18 protein-coding genes are annotated in these 18,681 nt (G+C 69.4%); 9 read left to right on the top strand and 9 right to left on the bottom strand.

All coding sequences use genetic code 11. The features are described 5' to 3' along the window. Positions 1-8: 8 nt before the first annotated feature. Positions 9-2,456 carry an endonuclease/exonuclease/phosphatase family protein gene (locus tag ABZ883_RS03065; RefSeq protein ID WP_360900539.1) on the bottom strand — a complete coding sequence of 816 codons (2,448 nt, stop codon included), beginning with the start codon at positions 2,454-2,456 and terminating at the stop codon, positions 9-11. A 307-nt stretch (positions 2,457-2,763) separates the two neighbouring features. On the opposite strand from ABZ883_RS03065, the gene ABZ883_RS03060 reads away from it, so the two are divergent. Then, positions 2,764-4,020 (top strand): hypothetical protein, encoded by a 1,257-nt coding sequence (locus tag ABZ883_RS03060; protein WP_360900536.1) that lies wholly within the window; start codon positions 2,764-2,766, stop codon positions 4,018-4,020. Positions 4,021-4,066: 46 nt separating this feature from the next. On the opposite strand, the gene ABZ883_RS03055 is transcribed toward ABZ883_RS03060, so the two are convergent. Together ABZ883_RS03055 and ABZ883_RS03050 are read right to left on the bottom strand one after the other, a co-directional pair. Then, entirely contained in the window at positions 4,067-6,073 is a 2,007-nt protein-coding gene (locus tag ABZ883_RS03055) for a transglycosylase domain-containing protein (protein WP_360900533.1), read from the bottom strand. A gap of 217 nt (positions 6,074-6,290) precedes the next feature. Next, positions 6,291-8,246, bottom strand: coding sequence for a hypothetical protein (locus ABZ883_RS03050; protein ID WP_360900530.1), 1,956 nt, complete (start codon positions 8,244-8,246; stop codon positions 6,291-6,293). A 319-nt stretch (positions 8,247-8,565) separates the two neighbouring features. Here ABZ883_RS03050 and ABZ883_RS03045 point away from each other — a divergent pair, with 319 nt between their 5' ends. After that, positions 8,566-9,123 carry an FxLYD domain-containing protein gene (locus tag ABZ883_RS03045; RefSeq protein ID WP_360900527.1) on the top strand — a complete coding sequence of 186 codons (558 nt, stop codon included), beginning with the start codon at positions 8,566-8,568 and terminating at the stop codon, positions 9,121-9,123. Between the two features lie 71 nt (positions 9,124-9,194). On the opposite strand, the gene ABZ883_RS03040 is transcribed toward ABZ883_RS03045, so the two are convergent. After that, entirely contained in the window at positions 9,195-9,386 is a 192-nt protein-coding gene (locus ABZ883_RS03040) for a hypothetical protein (RefSeq protein WP_360900524.1), read from the bottom strand. A 639-nt stretch (positions 9,387-10,025) separates the two neighbouring features. Between ABZ883_RS03040 and ABZ883_RS03035 the strand changes: the two genes are divergently transcribed. From ABZ883_RS03035 to ABZ883_RS03015, 5 genes are all read left to right on the top strand, one after another. Next, complete coding sequence (locus ABZ883_RS03035) at positions 10,026-10,334, top strand: hypothetical protein (RefSeq protein ID WP_360900521.1); 309 nt, start codon at positions 10,026-10,028, stop codon at positions 10,332-10,334. Next, entirely contained in the window at positions 10,331-10,501 is a 171-nt protein-coding gene (locus ABZ883_RS03030) for a hypothetical protein (protein ID WP_360900518.1), read from the top strand. The genes ABZ883_RS03035 and ABZ883_RS03030 overlap by 4 nt, the downstream gene beginning before the upstream one ends. Then, positions 10,498-11,535, top strand: coding sequence for a conjugal transfer protein (locus tag ABZ883_RS03025; protein ID WP_360900515.1), 1,038 nt, complete (start codon positions 10,498-10,500; stop codon positions 11,533-11,535). The genes ABZ883_RS03030 and ABZ883_RS03025 overlap by 4 nt, the downstream gene beginning before the upstream one ends. A gap of 80 nt (positions 11,536-11,615) precedes the next feature. Beyond that, the gene (locus ABZ883_RS03020) at positions 11,616-11,762 is read left to right on the top strand and encodes a hypothetical protein (protein WP_360900512.1); all 147 of its coding nucleotides are present in this window, start codon (positions 11,616-11,618) and stop codon (positions 11,760-11,762) included. Between the two features lie 243 nt (positions 11,763-12,005). Then, positions 12,006-13,931 (top strand): cell division protein FtsK, encoded by a 1,926-nt coding sequence (locus ABZ883_RS03015; protein ID WP_360900509.1) that lies wholly within the window; start codon positions 12,006-12,008, stop codon positions 13,929-13,931. A gap of 158 nt (positions 13,932-14,089) precedes the next feature. On the opposite strand, the gene ABZ883_RS03010 is transcribed toward ABZ883_RS03015, so the two are convergent. Next, a complete protein-coding gene (locus ABZ883_RS03010) occupies positions 14,090-14,260 on the bottom strand; it encodes a hypothetical protein (RefSeq protein ID WP_360900506.1) in 171 nt (56 codons plus the stop codon). An 882-nt stretch (positions 14,261-15,142) separates the two neighbouring features. On the opposite strand from ABZ883_RS03010, the gene ABZ883_RS03005 reads away from it, so the two are divergent. Then, a complete protein-coding gene (locus tag ABZ883_RS03005; RefSeq protein WP_360900503.1) occupies positions 15,143-15,385 on the top strand; it encodes a hypothetical protein in 243 nt (80 codons plus the stop codon). Between the two features lie 104 nt (positions 15,386-15,489). Here ABZ883_RS03005 and ABZ883_RS03000 read toward each other — a convergent pair whose 3' ends face one another. Beyond that, positions 15,490-15,669, bottom strand: a complete 180-nt coding sequence (locus ABZ883_RS03000; protein ID WP_360900500.1) for a hypothetical protein — start codon at positions 15,667-15,669, stop codon at positions 15,490-15,492. Continuing rightward, positions 15,666-15,863: a hypothetical protein gene (locus tag ABZ883_RS02995; protein ID WP_360900497.1), complete on the bottom strand. Its 198-nt coding sequence runs from the start codon at positions 15,861-15,863 to the stop codon at positions 15,666-15,668. Before ABZ883_RS02995 ends, ABZ883_RS03000 begins: the two co-directional genes overlap by 4 nt. A gap of 159 nt (positions 15,864-16,022) precedes the next feature. Between ABZ883_RS02995 and ABZ883_RS02990 the strand changes: the two genes are divergently transcribed. After that, complete coding sequence (locus tag ABZ883_RS02990) at positions 16,023-16,265, top strand: winged helix-turn-helix domain-containing protein (RefSeq protein ID WP_360900494.1); 243 nt, start codon at positions 16,023-16,025, stop codon at positions 16,263-16,265. 83 nt (positions 16,266-16,348) lie between these two features. On the opposite strand, the gene ABZ883_RS02985 is transcribed toward ABZ883_RS02990, so the two are convergent. Next, the gene (locus tag ABZ883_RS02985; protein WP_360900491.1) at positions 16,349-16,843 is read right to left on the bottom strand and encodes a PIN domain-containing protein; all 495 of its coding nucleotides are present in this window, start codon (positions 16,841-16,843) and stop codon (positions 16,349-16,351) included. Further along, positions 16,833-17,651: a hypothetical protein gene (locus tag ABZ883_RS02980; protein ID WP_360900488.1), complete on the bottom strand. Its 819-nt coding sequence runs from the start codon at positions 17,649-17,651 to the stop codon at positions 16,833-16,835. Before ABZ883_RS02980 ends, ABZ883_RS02985 begins: the two co-directional genes overlap by 11 nt. Positions 17,652-18,681 lie beyond the last annotated feature (1,030 nt).

The raw sequence follows: 18,681 nt of genomic DNA, 5'->3' as shown, positions 1-18,681 counted from the left end.
CGCGACCGTCAGTCGTCGGCCTGGGCGCCGCTCAGGCGCATGCGGACGATCTGCGGGTCGTGGTCGCTGGCCTGGTCGGCGAACTCGGCGTTGATGTGCACGACGTCGTAGTCGTAGCGACGCAGGTCCGGGCTGAGCAGGATGTGGTCGAGGGACTGGGAGTTGCCCTCGTACACGTAGGTGTAGCGCTGCTCCGCGGGGAGGGTGGTGAGCAGGTCGGTCAGCACCCCGCCCGAGGTCAGCGTGGACAGGGCGTCGGAGAACTCGTAGTCGTTGAGGTCGCCGAGGACCACGACGCGGGCGTTCTTGTCGACGTCCAGCAGCGACTTCACGAAGGTGTTGACCTCGGTGGCCTGCTGCTTGCGCTGCGCCTCGGAGGAACGGTTCGGCTGCTGGTTCTTGGCGTGCAGGGGCTCGTCGCCGCCCTTGGAGTTGAAGTGGTTCGCGACGACGATGACCTGCTTGTCGTTGAACTCGAACTCGCCGACCAGCGGCTTGCGGCTGCTGCCCCACGCCGAGCCGGCCGGGTCGATCCGCCCCGGCGAGACCGACAGCCGGACGCCCTTCTTGGTCGCGACGGGCGCGACCGCGGTGCCGGCGTCGCCGCCCGGACGGTCCTTGAACACCACGCGGTCGGGGTTGAACAGGAAGACCTGGCGGATGTTGCCGCCGGGCTCGCCGCCGTCGGTGTCGTTCGTCGGGTCGACCGAGCGCCAGTCGTAGCGCGGGCCGCCGGCGGCGACGATCGCGTCGATGAACTTGCTCACGGTCCGGTCCGCGGCCACGGTGCCGTCGTCGACCGCGCCGTTGTTGTCCTGGATCTCCTCCAGGGCCACGATGTCGGGCGAGGACAGGTTGGTGACAACGCCCTCGGCGAGCCGCGCGAACTTGTCGGCCGGGTCGGACGGGTCGAGGTTCTCCACGTTGTACGTGGCGACCGCGAGCTCGGCGTCCTTCTGCTTGCGGGTGACCTCGCGCTTCAGGCCCATGTCGACCCGGCTGCCCACGGTGGTGGCCTGGACGTTGTAGCCGCCGAAGCTGTCGTAGTCGATGGGGCCCGCGGTGTCGCCGGTGAACTTGTCGCCGACGTTCGCGGCCGGCACCGGGGCGCCGCTGTTCAGCGACATCACCTTGATACGGCCGGTGTTGGGCTGCGCGTACGAGCCGTAGACGGTGCCACCGCGCTCGGAGGGGTTCTCGTTCGGCTTCAGCGTGAGCCACACCTCGCCGTACTCGTTCGTGCCGCCGACGACCCGGCCGCCGGTGAAGCGGGCGAGCTCGCCCTCGTGGGCCTCGTAGAAGTCCAGGGCGTAGGCGTTCGGCTGGAGCGGCAGGTTCTCGATGCTGCCGCCGGCGGCGTCCGGACCGTAGGTGTCCGGGACGGCGGTCTGGTCGAGACGGACCGCGGCGGGCAGGGTGTTGCCGCTCGACAGCACGGTGGCGTTCGGCCCGGTGATCTCGGTGAGCGACTGCGTGCCGGTGCCCGGGTAGTACTCGGAGACCTTGCCGGTCACCAGCACCTTGTCGCCGACCGCGACGGTCGGGTTGGCCGAGCCGGTGTAGACGAACACGGCCTCGCTGGTGCGCGGGTCCGCATCCACGTCCGGGTCCTGGATCCAGTAGCCCTTGGAACCGGTGGTGCGCACGCCGGTGACGATGCCGGGCACGCCCGTGACGGTCTGGTTCTTGAGCGGGGAGACCCGGGTAGTGCCCTGGATGTCGTGGATCCGGGTGGTGCCGGGCTGCGTCGGGCCGCCGTCACCGGGGTCGCCCGGGTCGCCGCCGGGGCCGCCCGGGGTCTGGCCCGCGCTGTTGACCGGGCTCGGGTTGCCGGCGGTCAGGTCGGCCGCGTTGTTGTCGGTGTCGGCCAGCGAGGAAGCACGCGACACGGAGGCGGTGTTGCTCGCGCCGGCGACCGGACTGCCCTCGCGGACGGTGGCGGTGCCGTAGCCGACCACGTCCACGATGCGCGTGTCGGCGGCGCAGTCCGCGGCGGTGAGGCAGGTCAGCGGGGTGGTGCCGGAGACCAGGGCGATGGTGCCCGTGGTGCCGCTCATCGCGATGTTGCCGCTGGCGTCGGCGGCCGGGAGGGCGGTCGTGCCGCCGGTGCCGGCGGCCTCGGTGACCAGGAAGCGGCCGCCGGGGGCGATGGACCCGGTCAGCGGCGTCACGCCCCACTTGGAGGAGGCGGACGGCGAACCGGGCAGGTACTGCACGCTGTAACCGGAGAGGTTGTACGGGGCCGTACCGGCGTTCGCGAGCTCGACGAAGTCGTTCGTCAGCGTCGCGCCCGAGTTGCCGCCACCGCCGTACACCTCGGCGACAACAGCGGACGAGGACGGGGCAGCGTGGGCGGCAGGCAGTCCGGTCAGGGCGACGGAAGTGGCGATTCCCGTCGATATGAGAGCGAATGCCGCGGTTCGGCTGCGGGATCGGCTCGGTCTTGCGATCGGCACGAGGTTTCTCCTTCAACGGCCGTCGGCCCGTCGGATTCGGACCAACGCACAGCGGACCGGCTCAAGTTACGCGCGTAGAAACGGGCACGACAAGAGAGTTCAGGTGAAATCTGGAAGTCGCCCCCTATGACGGGCTCACCGGCGGGAGCGGGCCGCCGCGCGGGCATGACCCGGCCGTTCTGCGTCCGCCAGTAGCAGAAGCGCAGAAGGTGACGCGTGTGACGCAACCTCACAAGCACTACTCGTAGTCAGTAAGGCGTAAGGCTCTTGCGAGCGTACGTTCGGGGTGTGAGGCGGTCGTGCTGGCATGGTGAGAACCGGACGCGTCACAGCCGCGCTCACTGCTGTGGGGGCCGTCGCCGCCCTGCTGCTCGCGCTCTCCGGGGTGGGCCACGCGCCGGACACCGCCGGCGGCGCACCGCCCGACGGCGCGACGGAGTACCCCACGACCCACGGCACCACGGCCCGCGCCGGGAGGACCGCGGAGCGCTGGGACGGCAGGACCCGGGTCATCGGTGACGGCTCCACCGCCTACACCGGCCCGCAGCCCGGCCAGCTCGTACCCGAGAAACTCAAACCCGGCGAGAAGCCGCCGCAGTTCGTCGTCTTCTCCTGGGACGGCGCCCTGCAGAACCAGGACCACCTCTTCTCCCACTTCCGGAAGGTGGCCCAGGACACGCACGCCCACATGAGCTTCTTCCTCACCGGCATCTACCTGGTGCCGGAGTCGAAGCGGTCGCTGTACCACCCCCCGCAGCACGGCGTCGGCAGCGCCGCCATCTCCTTCCCCACCGACGAGCACATCAGGCAGACCCTGGAGCAGCTGCGCGGCGCCTGGGAGGACGGCGACGAGATCGGCACCCACTTCAACGGGCACTTCTGCGGCGCCAAGGGGGGCGGCGACTGGAGTGTCGCGGAGTGGAAGAGCGAGATCAGGCAGGCCTACTTCTTCGTGGAGCGCTGGAAGACCAACACCGGTTTCAAGGACATCCCCCCGCTCCCCTTCGACTACGCCAAGGACCTGGCCGGCGGCCGCGCCCCCTGCCTGGAGGGCCAGAAGAACCTGCTGAAGGCCGCGAAGGACTTCGGCTGGCGGTACGACGCCAGCTCCCCCGGCGACTTCCAGATATGGCCCGTGAAGAAGAACGGCATCTGGGACTTCCCGTTGCAGCTGGTGCCCTACGCCGACAGCGACTTCCAGGTGCTGTCCATGGACTTCAACTTCCTCGCCAACCAATCCGGCGACAGCACCGAGGGCGACCCCGCCCTGTACCCCCAGTGGGAACGCAAGACCCGCCAGGGCTACCTCAACGGCTTCCAGCGCGTCTACAACGGCAGCCGCGCCCCGCTGTTCATAGGCAACCACTTCGAGACGTGGAACGGCCGGGTGTACATGAAGGCCGTGGAGGACGTCATGCGCGACGTCTGCGTCCGCAAGGACGTGCGCTGTGTCTCCTTCAAGGAACTCGCGGACTGGCTGGACGCCCAGGACCCCGAGGTGCTGGACAAACTCCGGCTCCTCGACCCCGCCCAGGCACCGGACTGGACGACCTACCTCAAGTGACGCGCGGCGCCACCGCCGAACAGGCCGGCCCCGCCCCCGCCCCGGCTCACCCCTGGCCGGACATGACCCGCGTCCACACCCGCGCCGGGCTGATCCGGGAGACCCCCGGGCCCTTCAGCACGACCAGCTCCTGCTTCTCGGGGTCCACCCGGAAGAAGGCCACCGCCGTCGACACCTCACCGCGGTAGCCCGCGAACCAGGAGGCGACCGGGCCACCGATCCACTCGTCCTCCGCGACGCCCGGCTTCCCCGCGGCGTCCGGGCCGGCCGCCGCCGCGGCATGCCCCGCCCCGTGGTCGACCGAGTCGCGCAGCCCTTCGGTCACCGTGGCCGCGGTCCTCGCCGCCAGCGCGCGCGTACCCTTCCCCTCCTGCCGGAAGACCACCGAGCCGTGCCGGTTGATCCGGTCCACGGAGAACGGCTCGACGTGGACACCGCCGTCGGCGAAGGTCCCGTACGCGCTCGCCATCCGGATCGGGCTCGGCGTGGAGTTGCCCAGCGAGAACGCCGGCACCCGCGCCCCCATGCTGCTGCCCAGCATGCCCGCACGGATCGCGGTCGCCGTCACCCGGTCCAGCCCCACGTCCATGCCGAGCTGCATGAAGGGGGTGTTGACGGAGTTGGCCAGCGCGTCCCGCAGGGAAATCAGCCCCCAGGAACGCCCCCCGTCATTGCTGCCCTTCACCACCCGTCCGCCCCGGTCCCAGTAGGGTCCCTCCGGAGTGCGGATCGCCACCTTGTCGTCGCCGTCGTAGAGAGTCGAGCCGTCGACCGGCACGCGGTCCTCGCCGCGCTGCTTCAGGACGCCGTTCTCCATGCCCGAGGCCAGCACGAAGGGCATGAAGGTCGTCCCCGAAGGGACGATGGCGATGTTGGCGTCGTTGAAACCCTGCTCCAGGTAGCCCGGCCCCCCGTACAGCGCGACGATGCGCCCGCCGGTGCTCACCGAGGCCGCCCCCGCCCGCACCTGCAGCGCACCCGGGACGCCCGTCAGCTCCTTCTTCACCGCGGCCGCCAGCGCGGTCACCCTCGGCTTCTCGAAGGTGGTGTGGACCTGGTAGCCGCCGAGGTCGAACGCCTGGTCCGAGATCGGCGAGTGGGCGCTGACGTACGCCCGCGCGGTGTCCACGAGATAGCCGGTCTGCCCGTCCAGGCCGGCCGACCTGGGCGGCTCGTGCGGCTCGGGGAAGGTGCGGTAGGAGTCGCGTTCGCGCTTCGACAGATGGCCCGTCTCCACCATCCGGTCCAGGATCCAGCCCCACCGCGCCACGGCCCGCTTGTGGTTGGCCCTGCTCAGCGCCGGGTCGTACAGGCCCGCCCCCTTGAGCAGGGAGGCGATGAACGCACCCTCGCTCGGCGTCAGTTCGGAGGCGTCCTTGCCGTAGTACGCCCAGGAGGCCCGCTCGATACCGTAGGCGCCGCGACCGAACCAGCTGGTGTTCAGATACCGCTGGAGGATCTCCGGCTTGCTCATCTTCTTGTCGAGCTTGATCGCGATGAAGGCCTCGGAGAACTTGCGGGTGAAGGTCTGGTTCTGGTTGAGATAGGCGTTCTTCACGTACTGCTGGGTGATCGTGGAGCCGCCCTGCGTGTCACCACCGCCCGCCATGTTCAGCGCGGCGCGGCCGATGCCGCTCATCGAGACACCGGAGTCGCTGTAGAAGGTGGCGTTCTCCGCCGACAGGACCGCCCACTGGACCTTCTCCGGGATCCTGTCCAGCGGCATGTCCTGACGGTTGACCGGACCGGTCCTCGCCATCTCGGACCCGTCGGCCCAGTAGTAGACGTTGTCCTGCTGGGTGGCGAAGTCGTTGAGGCGCTCCGGGATGTCGGTGGCCGCGTAGGCCACGCCCACCACGGTGCAGATCCCTGCCAGGCCGAAGAGCACCAGCCCCAGGACCTGCCGCCACGAGGGCGTCCAGCGGCGGATCCCCTTCCGCCCGGGACGCGGATACGCCGGGCGCAAACGGGACGCCAAGCGGCGCGCGGCCTTCAGCCGCCGCGGACCCGCCGCCTTCCGGCGCCACGGCAGCCCACGGCGGTATGTGTTCATGGGTCCCCCCGCGCGCGTCGGGGCGCGCTGCTTCCCGCGGTCCTCGGCTCTGCCCCGTCGGGAAACGAACGTACATCCCGCAAACGCGTGTACGACACAGGCGCACTCTTCGCGCGCGACCCGTCCGGAAAACGCCCGTGGGGGCCCTTTCCCTGGCCGGAAAGTGCCCCCACGGTGGTGCGGCCCGCGCCGCCCGAGACCCGCCCTCGTGCTGCGGTCAGGCCCGCGCCGCGGCGACCGCCGCGCCCAGCGCCTCCTTGATGCGCGGCCCGAGCCGGGCGAACCCGAGCTCCTTCATCGCCGCCCGGAGCAGCTCGTCGTCCGTCCGCTTGACGCCGTCCGTGTCGATCCACCGCACAAGCGCGGCCAACTCCTCGGGCGCGTACGCCGTCACGGCCTTCCCCGCCTCGATCGCCGGCCTCGCCGGCCGCTCCTGGCCGTCCGCCTCCTCGGCTTGCGCCTCGGGCTCCGGGACTTCCGCCACCGGCTGCTCGGGCTGCGCGTCGGCCTCCGGCTCCGGCTGGGTCACGGCCTCGGGCTCGGGCGCGACCGCTGCCGGGGTCTCGGGCTGCGCGTCAACCGCGACCTCAGCTTCCACCGGGGCCACAACCTCGGGCTCCACCACGGCTCCCGGCTCGGAAACCGCCGCCACCGTGTCGGACTCCGGCTCGGAGAGGGAAGCCTCCTCGGCCTCCGGCTCGACCTTGGTCTCCGGCTCAGGAACCTCCGGCTCCGCCTCGGGCTCCACAGAGGTCACGGACTGCGGCTCAGAGACAGACGCCTCCACAACCTCCGGCTCCACCTCGACCGCCGGGACCACGACCTCGGCCGGGACGACGGGCTCAACCTCGGCCGGGACCACAGCCTCCGCCTCGGGCTCGGCCACAACCGCTGCCGGGGTCTCAGGCTGCGCGTCAACCGCGACCTCAGCTTCCACCGGGGCCACAACCTCGGGCTCCACCACGGCTCCCGGCTCGGAAACCGCCGCCGACTCGGACTCCACAGAAGTCACGGACTCCGGCTCAGAGACAGACGCCTCCACAACCTCCCGCTCCACCTCGACCGCCGGGACCACGACCTCGGCCGGGACGACGGGCTCAGCCTCGGCCAGGACCACAACCTCCGCCTCGGGCTCGGGCTCGCGCTCGCGCTCGCGCTCGGCCACAACCTCGGGCTCGACGACGGGCTCAACCTCGGCCACGGCGTCCCGCTCAACGGCGGCCTCGGGCGCATCCTCCGGCGCCGCGGCGGCGTCCGCCGGCACCCGGGGCGCGGGGACGGGCGCCGTGCCGGCGGTCGCGGTGTCGCCCAGGAGGGCCGTAAGGGCGGCGGAGTCGGTGCGGCGCTCCGTGAGTTCCGCGACAACGTCGGTGAGGCCGGCCTCCGTGAGGCGGTCCCGGGCGGTACGGAGCGTGGGGAGGCGGAAGAGGGTGCCCTCGTCGGCGGAGAGGCGCTCGAGGAGTTCGGTCAGTTCGGCGAAGGGGAGCGTCTTGAGGTCGCTCTCGGACCGCAGGAGGCGGCCGAGTTCGCCCAGGCCCTCGACGGCGGCCTGCGATGCGCGGGCGCCTTCGTCGAGGAAGTCCGCGTCGGCGGGGAGGGCCGGGCGGCCGGGGACCTGGAGGGCGGCCCATGCGGCGCGGTCGGCGGAGGTCGCGGTCAGCGCGGCGTGGAGGGCGTCGCGCCGGGCCCGTCCGGAGGCGAGGGCGCGGGCTCGCTTGCCGGGGGCGCGGCGGCGCAGCCAGGACAGCTTGAGGCCGCGTTCGCGCCGCCAGGCGCCGTTCGCGGTGGCGGCGATCAGTTCGTGGAGTTCGTCGTCGGACAGCCCGTACGCCTCGGGGCTCAGCGTCCGCAGGGTGGACCGTACGCGCAGCAGCAGCGCGACGATCCGTTCGGTCTCCTCCACGGTGCCGGGGGCGTCGAAGTCCGTGCCCTCGCCGATGCGGTCCGCGGCCCTGACGACGGCGGGCAGGTCACGGACGCGCAGTTCCGTGAGCACGGTGGAGGCGGCGCGTGCCTCCTCGGGGCCGCCGATGGTCTCCGCGGCGGCGTACCAGGCGTGGGTGGCGGCGGTCAGCGTGAAGCCGCCGAGGTCCGCGTACCCGCGCAGGTCGTCCCGGAGTTCGGGGCTGAGGGAGGCGAGGTCGGCGGAGCTGTGCAAGGAGGGTGCGGTCATATGAGGTCCGGTTTCCTGGCAAGTGCGATGGGCGTCGGCAGCGCAAGCGTGGCGGGACGAGCCGCGCGGCGGCGCTCGCGGTGGCCCAACGATACGGGCGCGCTCCACTCCGGCGCACACGCCCCGTCCGTTACGGAACCCGGGCCCCGCCCACGCGGCGCGGCCCGGTCGTCCGGCGTGAACTGCCCTCGTACGCCCGACAATATGTGATCCGTCCCCATACGGTCACGGCCGCGTCACGGAGTTCGTGGTGACATGCCACTGCATGCACCGCTCTGCGAGTTTTGCCCACACACGCACCACGACCCAGGGGGACGCCATGTCGCAGCCTCAGTACCCGCCGCCGTCGGGACCGCCGCAGCCGGGATGGGCCGCTCCGCCGCCGGCACCCCGGAAGTCCGGCGCGGGGAAGATCGTCGGATTCGGGTGCCTCGGCATCGTGCTGCTGTTCGTCCTCTTCGGGATCGTCGCGGTCGCGGCGAGCGGGGGCGGCAGCGATGACGATCCCAAGCCGGGGGCGAGCAGGGCCTCGGGCGACGCACCCGCGATGAAGGCCGAGGACGGCGTCACGGAAGCGGAAGCGGAAGCAGAAGCAGCGGGCCCGACGGGCGACGTGACGCTCACCGCGTGCGAGATCGAGCCCTACACCACGTGGCCGAGCGCGAAGCTCACGATCACCAACCGCAGTTCGAAGACGTCGAACTACATGGTGGAGGTCGAGTTCGTCGACGCGAAGGGCACGCGGATCAGCGAGGGCTACGCCGCGACGAACAACCTGCGCCCGGGCCAGACGGCCAAGGAGGAAGCGCAGGGCACGGCCGAGGCCACGGGGAAGGTGACGTGCCGGGTGACCGAGGTGACGCGCTACGCCTCCTGACCCCGCCCGCCGGCCTCACCGGCGGGCATCGGCCCCCTCCGATCCCTGACGGGCGGTGGGGGCCTTTGCCGTCAGTCCAGCTTCCGGACGATCTGCTCGGCGTCGACCTGCTCGACCTTCTTCGTCTTCGGGTCGGAGATCATGAACTTCTTGGCTCCGGACTGCGGAACCCGTTCGATCTTTCCTGATGCGAAGCTGCCGAAGCCGCTGATCGCGACCTTGTCGCCCACGTGCAGATCCTTGGGGTCCATGGGATTTCCCATCTTCCGAGGTTTGCGTGCTGGGGTGCTGGGTGCGTCCCGCACGACCCGACCTTTCGAACGTAAGTCGAACGAGGTGGGCCCGCACCCCGGAGCCGTCCGCCGCGGGACCAGCCGTCGTCCTCCGTCTCCGCCGGCCCGCCGCCGCTGCGGACGAGCCGGTGCCCGAACGGCGAAGCCGTGACTGCCACGGGGCCGCCATGTCCGGGACCCGTGCGTGACCTGAGACACAGTCGTCCTGGCCGGGCCGCAACTGGCAGTGCCTTCACGGGCGTCGACCGCTGGAACACCTGGGGGCCCAGGCGGATGTGCCTGGGCCCCGGAGGTAGGCCGTGTGGGACTCGAACCCACAACCAATGGATTAAAAGTCGCGATGAGTCCGTGCCGGACGGTGACGCATGATCCGCGTCGGGCTCATTTATCCAGGTCAGAGCGGGTATGCATGCCGCTCAGTGCCTCCCGATGAGTGTCCGTCCAAAGGCGTCCGGGCTCACTTCGGGCTCACACCTCTCCGACCGCTTGGGCGGTCCCCTCCCGGCTCCCCTGTCCACAACCTGTGGACAAAGCAGCGCCGTTCAGTGATCTCACCCACCGAACGGCGCCCTGATCCGGAAACCCTTTCTGATCAAGGGAGCCAGACCCATGCAGGACCGTACCGTGCACCCGCACACGCCCAGCTCCATTCCCTCCGACGCGCGCGCCCTCCTTCAGGCCATACGCGACGCCCTGGACATCCCGCTGCCCAGCATCGAGCCCGCCGACGTGGAGAGTTACCAGCGTCTGATGGAACGCCGCGCCACCCACGTGCTGTCCATGCTGGACGGCATCCTGACCGTGCCGGCAGGCGGCCTGGACCGCGATGCCGCGCTCATTCAGCGGCACACCGATGCCACCCCCGTGACGTATCAGGTGTGGCGGCCCCAGTCCCCCGGCGAGGTGAGCGCGCCATGAAGTCCTTCATCGCAGGCGCCGTCCTAGCGCTGCTGTGGCTGCTCGCCCCGGGCGTGCTCACCGCGGCCCTTGGCCTGGTCGCCGCCCAGCCGGCGATCTGGGCGTTCATCGCTGGCCTCGCTGCGTACCCTCGCCTCGCCCGCGCCACCCGGAGGTGGACCCGATGACCAGCAACAAGCTGACCAGGGGGCAGATCGCTGTCCTCACCTGCGCCGCCATCCCGATGATCGCGTTCGGCGCCCTCGGAGGCGTCGGCACCTACGCCAACATCACGTCCGTCTTCCACCGCTCCGCCACCGCGCTGGGCGTGGTCGCGGCCGGTGAAGGCACCACGCTCGTTCTGGCACTGGTCGCGGTCGGCCTGGTCATGCTCGGCCAGTCCGTCCCCGCCCCGGTCCGTATGGGCCTGTGGGTGCTGCCCATGCTGGCCGCCGGCACCGGGGCCGCGGTCGCCCAGACGACCACTGAGGCAGTCGTCTTCGCCGTCACCCCCATGGCGATGACCGTCTCCGCTGAGGGCCTGGGCCTGCTCGCCCGGCGGATCGTCGTCCACCGCACCGGCGTGGACGCCGAGGCGCAGCGCCGTAACGCCGAGACTGTGCAGCGCCTCGCCTACCACCAGGCCCGCGCCGCGAACCACCCGGACAAGGGCGCACGGAAGCGGTCGCAGAAGGCCGCTTGGCGCCTGGCAAAGCGCGTGGGTGTAGGCGATGCCGAATTGGGCGCGAACCTGGTGCAGGTACAGCGCGACCGTCTTCGCGAAGGCGCTGACGCCGCTCTGGCAAGCATGTTCGGTGGTTCCGTACCGGAACTGCCGCTGGTCAGCCCGACTCCAGATGCGCAAGAACTAACTGCCACCTTGGCCGACCACTTCGCCGATGTCCGCGAAGTCATGGCGGCTCCCAGGCCGCTGGTCACGACGCTGCCCGGCAACACCCCCGTATGGGACACCCACCGAGCCGCAGATCTGCGCCGCCAGGTGACCAAGTCCGTGGCCGCAGAGAGCACCCGTCAGATGGTCGCCGAACCCGTGACGGTTACCCCCGCCGACCTGCGACGACAGGCACGGCGACTCAATCGGGAGGCGGTCAAGTCAACCCGGCGCCCGGTGACCGTGGACACCCTGCGTTCCGAACTCGGCCTGTCGCGCCGTGACGCCGCTGCGCTTCGACGGGAAATCGTAGACGGGGTCAGCGCATGAACCTCCCTGAGCACGGACACCGGCACGACTGCGGGTGCTACCAACCGGCACACCACCGCCAGCCCGTAGCCGGGCAGGTCATGAAGTGGCTCGCGATCGGCACCGGCAGCTCTCTCCTGCTCCTGGCCTTCGCCCTGTCCGCTGTCGCGGTGGCCATCTCGGTTGTGGCTCTGACGATCTGCGTCATCGTGCTGCGCCACATCTGGAACGACGTCCGAAGCAAGTAGCGCCAGGGCGGCCGAGCAGCTGGCCGGCGAACCGGCCGCCCTGGGTTCCCCGCACCTCCCAAGAGAGCAGGAGATCTCAGGATGACTGACATCCTGGACGGACCGGAAGCACGCCCGGCGGACACGCCGGACTCAGCCGGACCGGACGTTCCTCAGAATCAGCAGCCACGGCCCGTGGACCCGCCGGGACTGGCAAGCACGGGCGTCTTCAACGAGAAGCGACGCCCGATCGTCCCGGGCTGGATGACCACCCGCACTGGCTTCCTCGCCACCACGTGCCACACCGGCTCCCGCCTGGGCTACGCCACGATCTATCACGGCATCCGTGTCCCCTATTACATGGCGCGACTGACAGCGATGGCCCCCCGCGGGGCCATGCGCCTGACGTCCAGCACCGGGCGATGGGTCTGGGACCGAGAAGCCGCGCCCCTGAGGGACTGGGCCGTGCGGACCGAGGACGCCGACGAATACATGCGTCTCGCCAGGCTCCGCGCAGACCGGGTTCGTCTCCGCGGCTCTCTCGCCCTGGTTGCACTGGTGCTGGGCGCTGCCGCGGCCATCACCCTCTACATCCTGGGAGACGCCTGGCTGTACTCCGCCGCGGCGGTATCCGTGCTGGGACTGGGCTACGCCGGCCAGGCGCAGGATGCACCAGTCATCGGGCCAGCCGTGCTGCGCACGGAGGTGGAGAAGCTGACCAGCTCCATCGTGCTGCGAGGACTCAACGCCATCGGCAACCAGCGCATCTCTGCCGCCCTGAAGAAGGGCGGGGACATGGACGGCATGCGGTTCACCTCGGAGATCACCCGGGATGGACCCGGCTACCGGGCCGACCTGGACCTTCCCTACGGCGTGGTTCCCGAAGACGTGATGGAGCAACGCCAGGCCCTGGCGTCCGGGCTTCGCAGGAAGCTGGGCTGCGTCTGGCCTGCTGGCGACCCCGAGGAGCACGAAGGACGCATGGTCCTCTGGGTCGGGGACAAGCCCATGAACGAGACCAAGAAGCCGACTTGGCCCCTGCTCGCAGAGGGGCAGGTGGACCTCTTCAAGCCCGTGATCTTCGGCAACGACCAGCGCATGCGCTGGGTGTCCGTGACGCTGATGTTCGCCTCCGTCGTGGTCGGCTCCATCCCCCGCATGGGCAAGACCTTCCTCATGCGGCTGTTCCTGCTCATCGCCGCTCTGGACCCCCGGGCCCACCTGTACGCATTCGACTTCAAGGGCACCGGCGACTTCAGCGCCCTTGAGTCGGTCTGCCACCGGTACCGGGCCGGTGAGGAAGAGGGGGACGTGCTGTACGTCCTCATGTCCCTCCGGGAGCTGAAGGAGGAGCTGCGCCGCCGCGCCAAGGTCATCAAGACTCTGCCGCGCTCCCGGTGCCCGGAGAACAAGGTCACCCCCGTCTTGGCGGACGACAAGTCCCTTGGCCTGCATCCCATCGTGGTCGGCATGGATGAGTGCCAGGTCGGATTCGAGCACGAGAAGTACGGTGCCGAGATCGAATCCATCTGTACGGACATCGTGAAGCGCGGGCCGGCGCTGGGCATCGTGGGCATGTTCGGGACGCAGCGCCCGGACGCGAAGTCCCTGCCCAAGGGCATCAGTGACAACGCCGTCCTGCGGTTCTGCCTCAAGGTCATCAGCCAGCTGGCGAATGACATGGTCCTGGGGCAGTCCATGTACAAGGCGGGGATCAGGGCGACCATGTTCGCCCGATCCGACCGGGGCATCTGCTGGATGGTCGGCGAAGGCGACGACCCCCGCATTGTCTGCGGCTCCTACGTCGATGCCCCTGCTGCTGAGGGCATCGTGACCAGGGCCCGGGTGATGCGGGAGGAGTACGGCAACATCACGGGCCACGCGGTTGGCGAGCAGCCAGAGGCACGCACCGGCATGGACGTGCTCGGCGACGTCCTCAAGGTGCTCCCGCCCGACGAAGACAAGGCGTGGTGCGAACGCATTGCTTCGCGCCTGGCCGAACTGCGAGCCGACGTCTACGGCGAGTGGTCCAGCGCCCAGGTCACCTCAGCCCTGAAGCCGTGGGGCGTCACCACGGATCAGGTCTGGGGCACCGACGATGCCGGCGAGGGCCGGAACCGTCGGGGCATCCTCCGCTCCGATGTGGCCGCGGCCGTCGCCCGCCGCGACGCCGACCGGGCCGCAGCCTGACCGAGTAGGAGCGCTAGACCTAGCGGTCCTCGCTGCTAGGTCTAGCACCCCCGCTAGCGGGCAATCCGACGGCTGACCAGGCGACTAGCGTCTAGCAAGCCCTCCCCCAACAGCCCCCGCCCACGCTCAAGGACGGGTACGGGCTGCGGTTCGGAGCGCTAGTCCTCAGGCGCCGTCGAGTCCTTCCCCTCGTGGTCTTCTGCCGCCTTACGTGAACGCGCAAGGCCATCGGCGATGATGTCGGTCATCCGGCGCCGCCAGGCGTCGTCCCGTACGGGAGCTGCGGCCATCTGCCTGTCCACCCAGGCGTTGATCTGCTCCTGGGTCAAGTGGCCGTCACTCATCCTCGCCCCCCTGGGCGCCGGGCGACGGCTCCTCCGGGCGGGGGCCGAACAGGATGTGAAGCAGTTCCTCGTGAGCGGCCCGGGAGATGCCTGGGCCCTCCATGGAGAGATGGACATGCTCCATCCCCTCGGGATGGTCGCGTATCGACTGCTCATCCCCGTCATCCGAATCGGCCATAGGCCAGCCCTCTTCCAGGTCACTTCGACCTGACGAGGATCTGGCGGAGCCTCGCGGCTCACACACTCCGCAGCTCAACCGGCCGGGCAAACCGCCCGCCGGACTGAAAAGTTGCAGGTCAGGCCTACGAACGTGGAACTGATGAAGGAGGATTCGTTATGGCGCTCGTCGTCCTGGCCGTACTCTCGTGGGCCGTCGGGTACACGGCACTGTGCGTGCTGCAACCGTTCCGGACCTGTTCTCGCTGCTCCGCCACCGGCAGGACGCCAACTGGCAGGAAGACCGGGGAGCCCTGTCGTCGCTGTTGCGGCACGGGGCGGCGGCTTCGCTGGGGCCGACGCCTTAACAACGCTTGGCGCCGCGCGAGTGACAGATATGGCGATTCCATCACCAACGACTCTGGCCGGGGCTAGCGTCTTGGGTCCCGAGAGGAGCTGTCGTGACCAAGACGCCGCAGCACAGTTGCAAGGAGATGGGCTGCGTCACTGACGTCAGCAACACCCGCGCCCGTGTCACGTGGCACGCCTGCGCCCCGTACCCGAAGCCAGGGCGGAAGCTGCTGGACATCCGCTTTGCCTCCCCGCCCGGTCGCAGCCCTGGCGGGGGATAGGCCATTCCCCCGCACAGTGTCGGCGTGACGGCTTAGCCTCTGTGGCCTTACGCCAGCCACTGCACAGGAGGAACGGCCGATGATTGTGGACCCGAACGCGAAGGCCATAAAGGCCCGAGACCTGAACGACACCCTCGTTGGCGAGGCCTTTTCCTACGAGACCAATGACGGCATCGCCCTCCACGGACGCATCGCATTCATCGAGATCCGGCCCACCATCGTGAAGGTCACCCTGGATGGTGTCCTCCAGGCGGGCAACAGCGTCGTTCTCGACTTCCAGCCCGAAGTGGAACTTTGGTTCAGCCCGACCTTCCGGGACTGAACGGCCTGAGACGAGGGACCACAAGTCGCCCCCGCCGCAGTCGTGCGGCGGGGGCGTTGCCGTCTGCCTCCCGTAAAACTTCGCCGTCGGAGGCGGACGGAGTCTCACCTTGGCGCGGTCCAGCGCGGGGCGGGGGCGCGGCTCACGCAGGCGGCAGCGTCGGCGCAGACGACGCCCATGCCGCCTGGGCCGGAGCCCGTCTCCACCATGAACGGCACGGTCTCGGTGTCGGTCTTCCCGCAGCGCGCGCAGGACTGCGGCATGCCGCTCTTGCCGGCGGTCACCGTTCGCCGTCCCGGGCCTCGGTGAAGACGACCCACAGCCCGGTCGCGACGGTGCAGCGGGTCGCCCCGTGGCCGCAGTCGTCGCAGGCCTGCGAGTGCTCAAGGTAGAGGCGGTGGGCGCGCTGTGCGCGGCCCTCAAGAAGCGTTAGCCCAGCAGCTACGCGCGGACTGTGCTGAACGGTACCGTGAGCCATGTCGGCCCCTCTCCGGTCGACCGTGCCCCGGGCCGTGTCAGCGGCTGCGGGGCTCTCTTCTGCCCAGCGTAGAACAGGTCTGATGGGTCTGATAGGGGTGATGAGCAGACCCATAGTGATCATCTAGCCGAGCAGGCATACCGGACCCATCCTGTTGGGATGGACTGGAAGCCAGAGATCCCCAGGTGGCGGCAGGTGTACGACGTGATGGAAGAGCGCATCGCGAACGGCACGTACCCGCCAGGCTCGCGCCTGCCGGGGATGCTGGACATCGCTTCCGAGTGGGGGATCGGAGCCGTCACCGCGCGGCGTGTCCTTCAGGAGCTGCGCGCTGCCGACCTGGCTGTGATGCACCCCGGCCTGGGTACGTTCGTGAGCGAGCTGCCCAAGCCAGACGCATGACCGCAGCGCAGAAAAAAGCATCCCCGGACAAAGAAGTGCCCCACAGTCCCGGCGGACCGTGGGGCACTCTGGCTCCGCTTCGGCTAGGCCGTTTCCTCGGTCCCCTCGCCAAGGCCGGGGAGGAGGAACAACCCCTCGCCACCGAACTCGTACGGTTCATCGACCCATACGCCGCGGTGCACCATTCCCGGCGTGAAGTCGTTGACGTTCCGCGTCAGGAAGACATCCGCCCTGGCAGCCACAGCCGACGCCATGTGCACCGCATCCCAGTTCCGCACCTTCGGGTAGTCCACGATGAGGTCCCGGGCCAGCAGGCCAACGCGCCGGCTCACATCGACCAGGGTCACGTAGGGCTCGGACAGCAGGTTGCGAATCTGGCGCTCCGCGGCCGGATTGGGCTCGGCCCGGGATCCCCCGCGCGCCTCGGCAAGCAGCAGGGTGGAAGCGTAGATCTGCAACTGCTCGGCCCTCGCCGCGCGCAGCCACGTTTCTACGCTGGTCCCCGAGTACTGCCCGGTAGCCCAGTCGATGTAGCAGCAGGCGTCAAGGTAGACGCTCTTGGGACGCTCAGGCCTCACCACGGATCACCGCCAGGTGATCCCGGGCGCTGAGGCCGTCAGTCATGTCAGGCCAGAATCCCGCGGTCAGATCCCTCGCAGACAGAGCGCATTGCGTTGAGAGGACTTCCACTTCCTGCACGTCTATGCGCACTACCTGCCCCCGAGCGTTCTCACTGATTCGTCCCGATACCTCAACGCGGTCACCGCCCCAGGCGTGACGCAGGTCTTCGCGCAGCGCCTCAGGGCACTCCAGCGGGATCCGCTCGTTACCGACCTCTGAGCGCAGTACCGCACGAATGTGCCCGTGGGTGCTGTCGAACAGCCCCCCAAGGTGACCCCTTCGCGACCCGAACGACGTGTACCGGGCCTTCATTGCCCGCGTCAGGTTCTGATGCGCCCGCTGCGTCACCTCAACCTCTACGGGCTCTGCACCCCCAAGCGCAAGGCGCATACCGACGTCGGGGGACGCTCCCAGGCGCCGGGCCGCGTCAGCCGCGAAGTACGCCACCCGAGGAGTCCAACTCGGAGGGAGTTCCTCCGTTGCCTCTGCCACTGCGAAACCGTTCACCATCTGGGCAAGGACGCGATCCACGATGGTGAAGCTGGAGTCCTTGGCGACCTTCAGGGGCTCCAGAGTGGTGGTGAGACTGCCGAGGCTGAGTGATTTGAACGTCCACCGGGTCATCCGGGCGCGCGCGCCCTTCTGAACTTCCATCCGCTCCAGCTCAGCGACCACCCTGAGCAGGGCAGAGATGGCACCAAGGGAGTCGTCCGCGTCCATCCCTGCGTGAGGACCCCGAAGCGAGATGTCCACGTGAGTGTTCACCGTCGGGCCTCCCTCTAGAAGTACTTGCCTTCCCCCCATGCATCCTCCCCCGCAGCGATGCCCGCGTCATCCGGCCGTGGCACGGTAGCAAGGCGAGCAATCGAGAAACGCTTTTGTTGCCTACCCGTGACTGCTAACGCGGTACTCGTTGGTAGGCCACTGGAATTCCACCAGATACCGGCGACACCCCACCGCCCGAGTGACAGCCAGCCCCCTAGTGGACCCCCGTCACCGGGTCAACGGCATGGTTGAGACGAACCTCAACCCGATGCAGCAAGGAGAGGCCGATCATGAAGATCTGGCGAAAGATCCGCTGGTTCCTGCGCCGCGGTCGCCCGGTGAAGGGCGACTCCTTCGGGGCGCGCGGCCTGCACTACGGGCCGAAGTAGCAGAGCGTCAAGGTCTCCCCGACCCGGGACTCACTGTCCGGGATCTGGAGCAGTCTGCTGTCGCTGGAGCCGGCAGGGCAGGACGGCCCCTTGATCACGTAGCTTCCCAGGAAGCTGTCACGCACAAGACGCTGCATCTGCGCGTCTGTGGCTGCCTGCCCGTCAGCGCCCCTCAGGCCCGGGGTACCGGGCAGTCCCTGCGCTCCCCGTGGGCCGGCGGGCCCCGGCATGCTCTCAGGGCGGGGCATTACCAGCATCGCCCCGGCCAGGGTCAAAGCGGAGCCCATCAGGCCTCCGAGAACGGCGGCTATCAGGAGGCTGCGGCGTGGCCTGTCGGTCATGCTCGGGATCGTAGGGCCCGGGTCAGCCCACAGGGTCCGCCATGAGGAAACAGGCTCCATCCCTCTGGATGAAGCCTGTTGATCACAAACCTCCGAGAACTTCCACGATGCGGAAAAGGCCTGATCAGGGGTAGACATCTGAGCGGCTTCAGCCGCCTTCTCTCGCATTTTGTGCGCCCTTCGGGCCAGTAGGCCGAATTTTTTACGGCGCATCCCAAGAACGACCACAAATCCTTCACGAGGCAAGCACATTTACAGCACGCCCCCTAGGCGTGAAGCCGCTGCCGCAGGCGACTCCCC

The organism is Streptomyces sp. NPDC046977 (genome assembly GCF_040644455.1).
Classification (GTDB): Bacteria; Actinomycetota; Actinomycetes; order Streptomycetales; family Streptomycetaceae; genus Actinacidiphila.
Note: the sequence above shows the minus strand (reverse complement) of the source record. Positions and strands in the feature narration are given on the sequence as shown.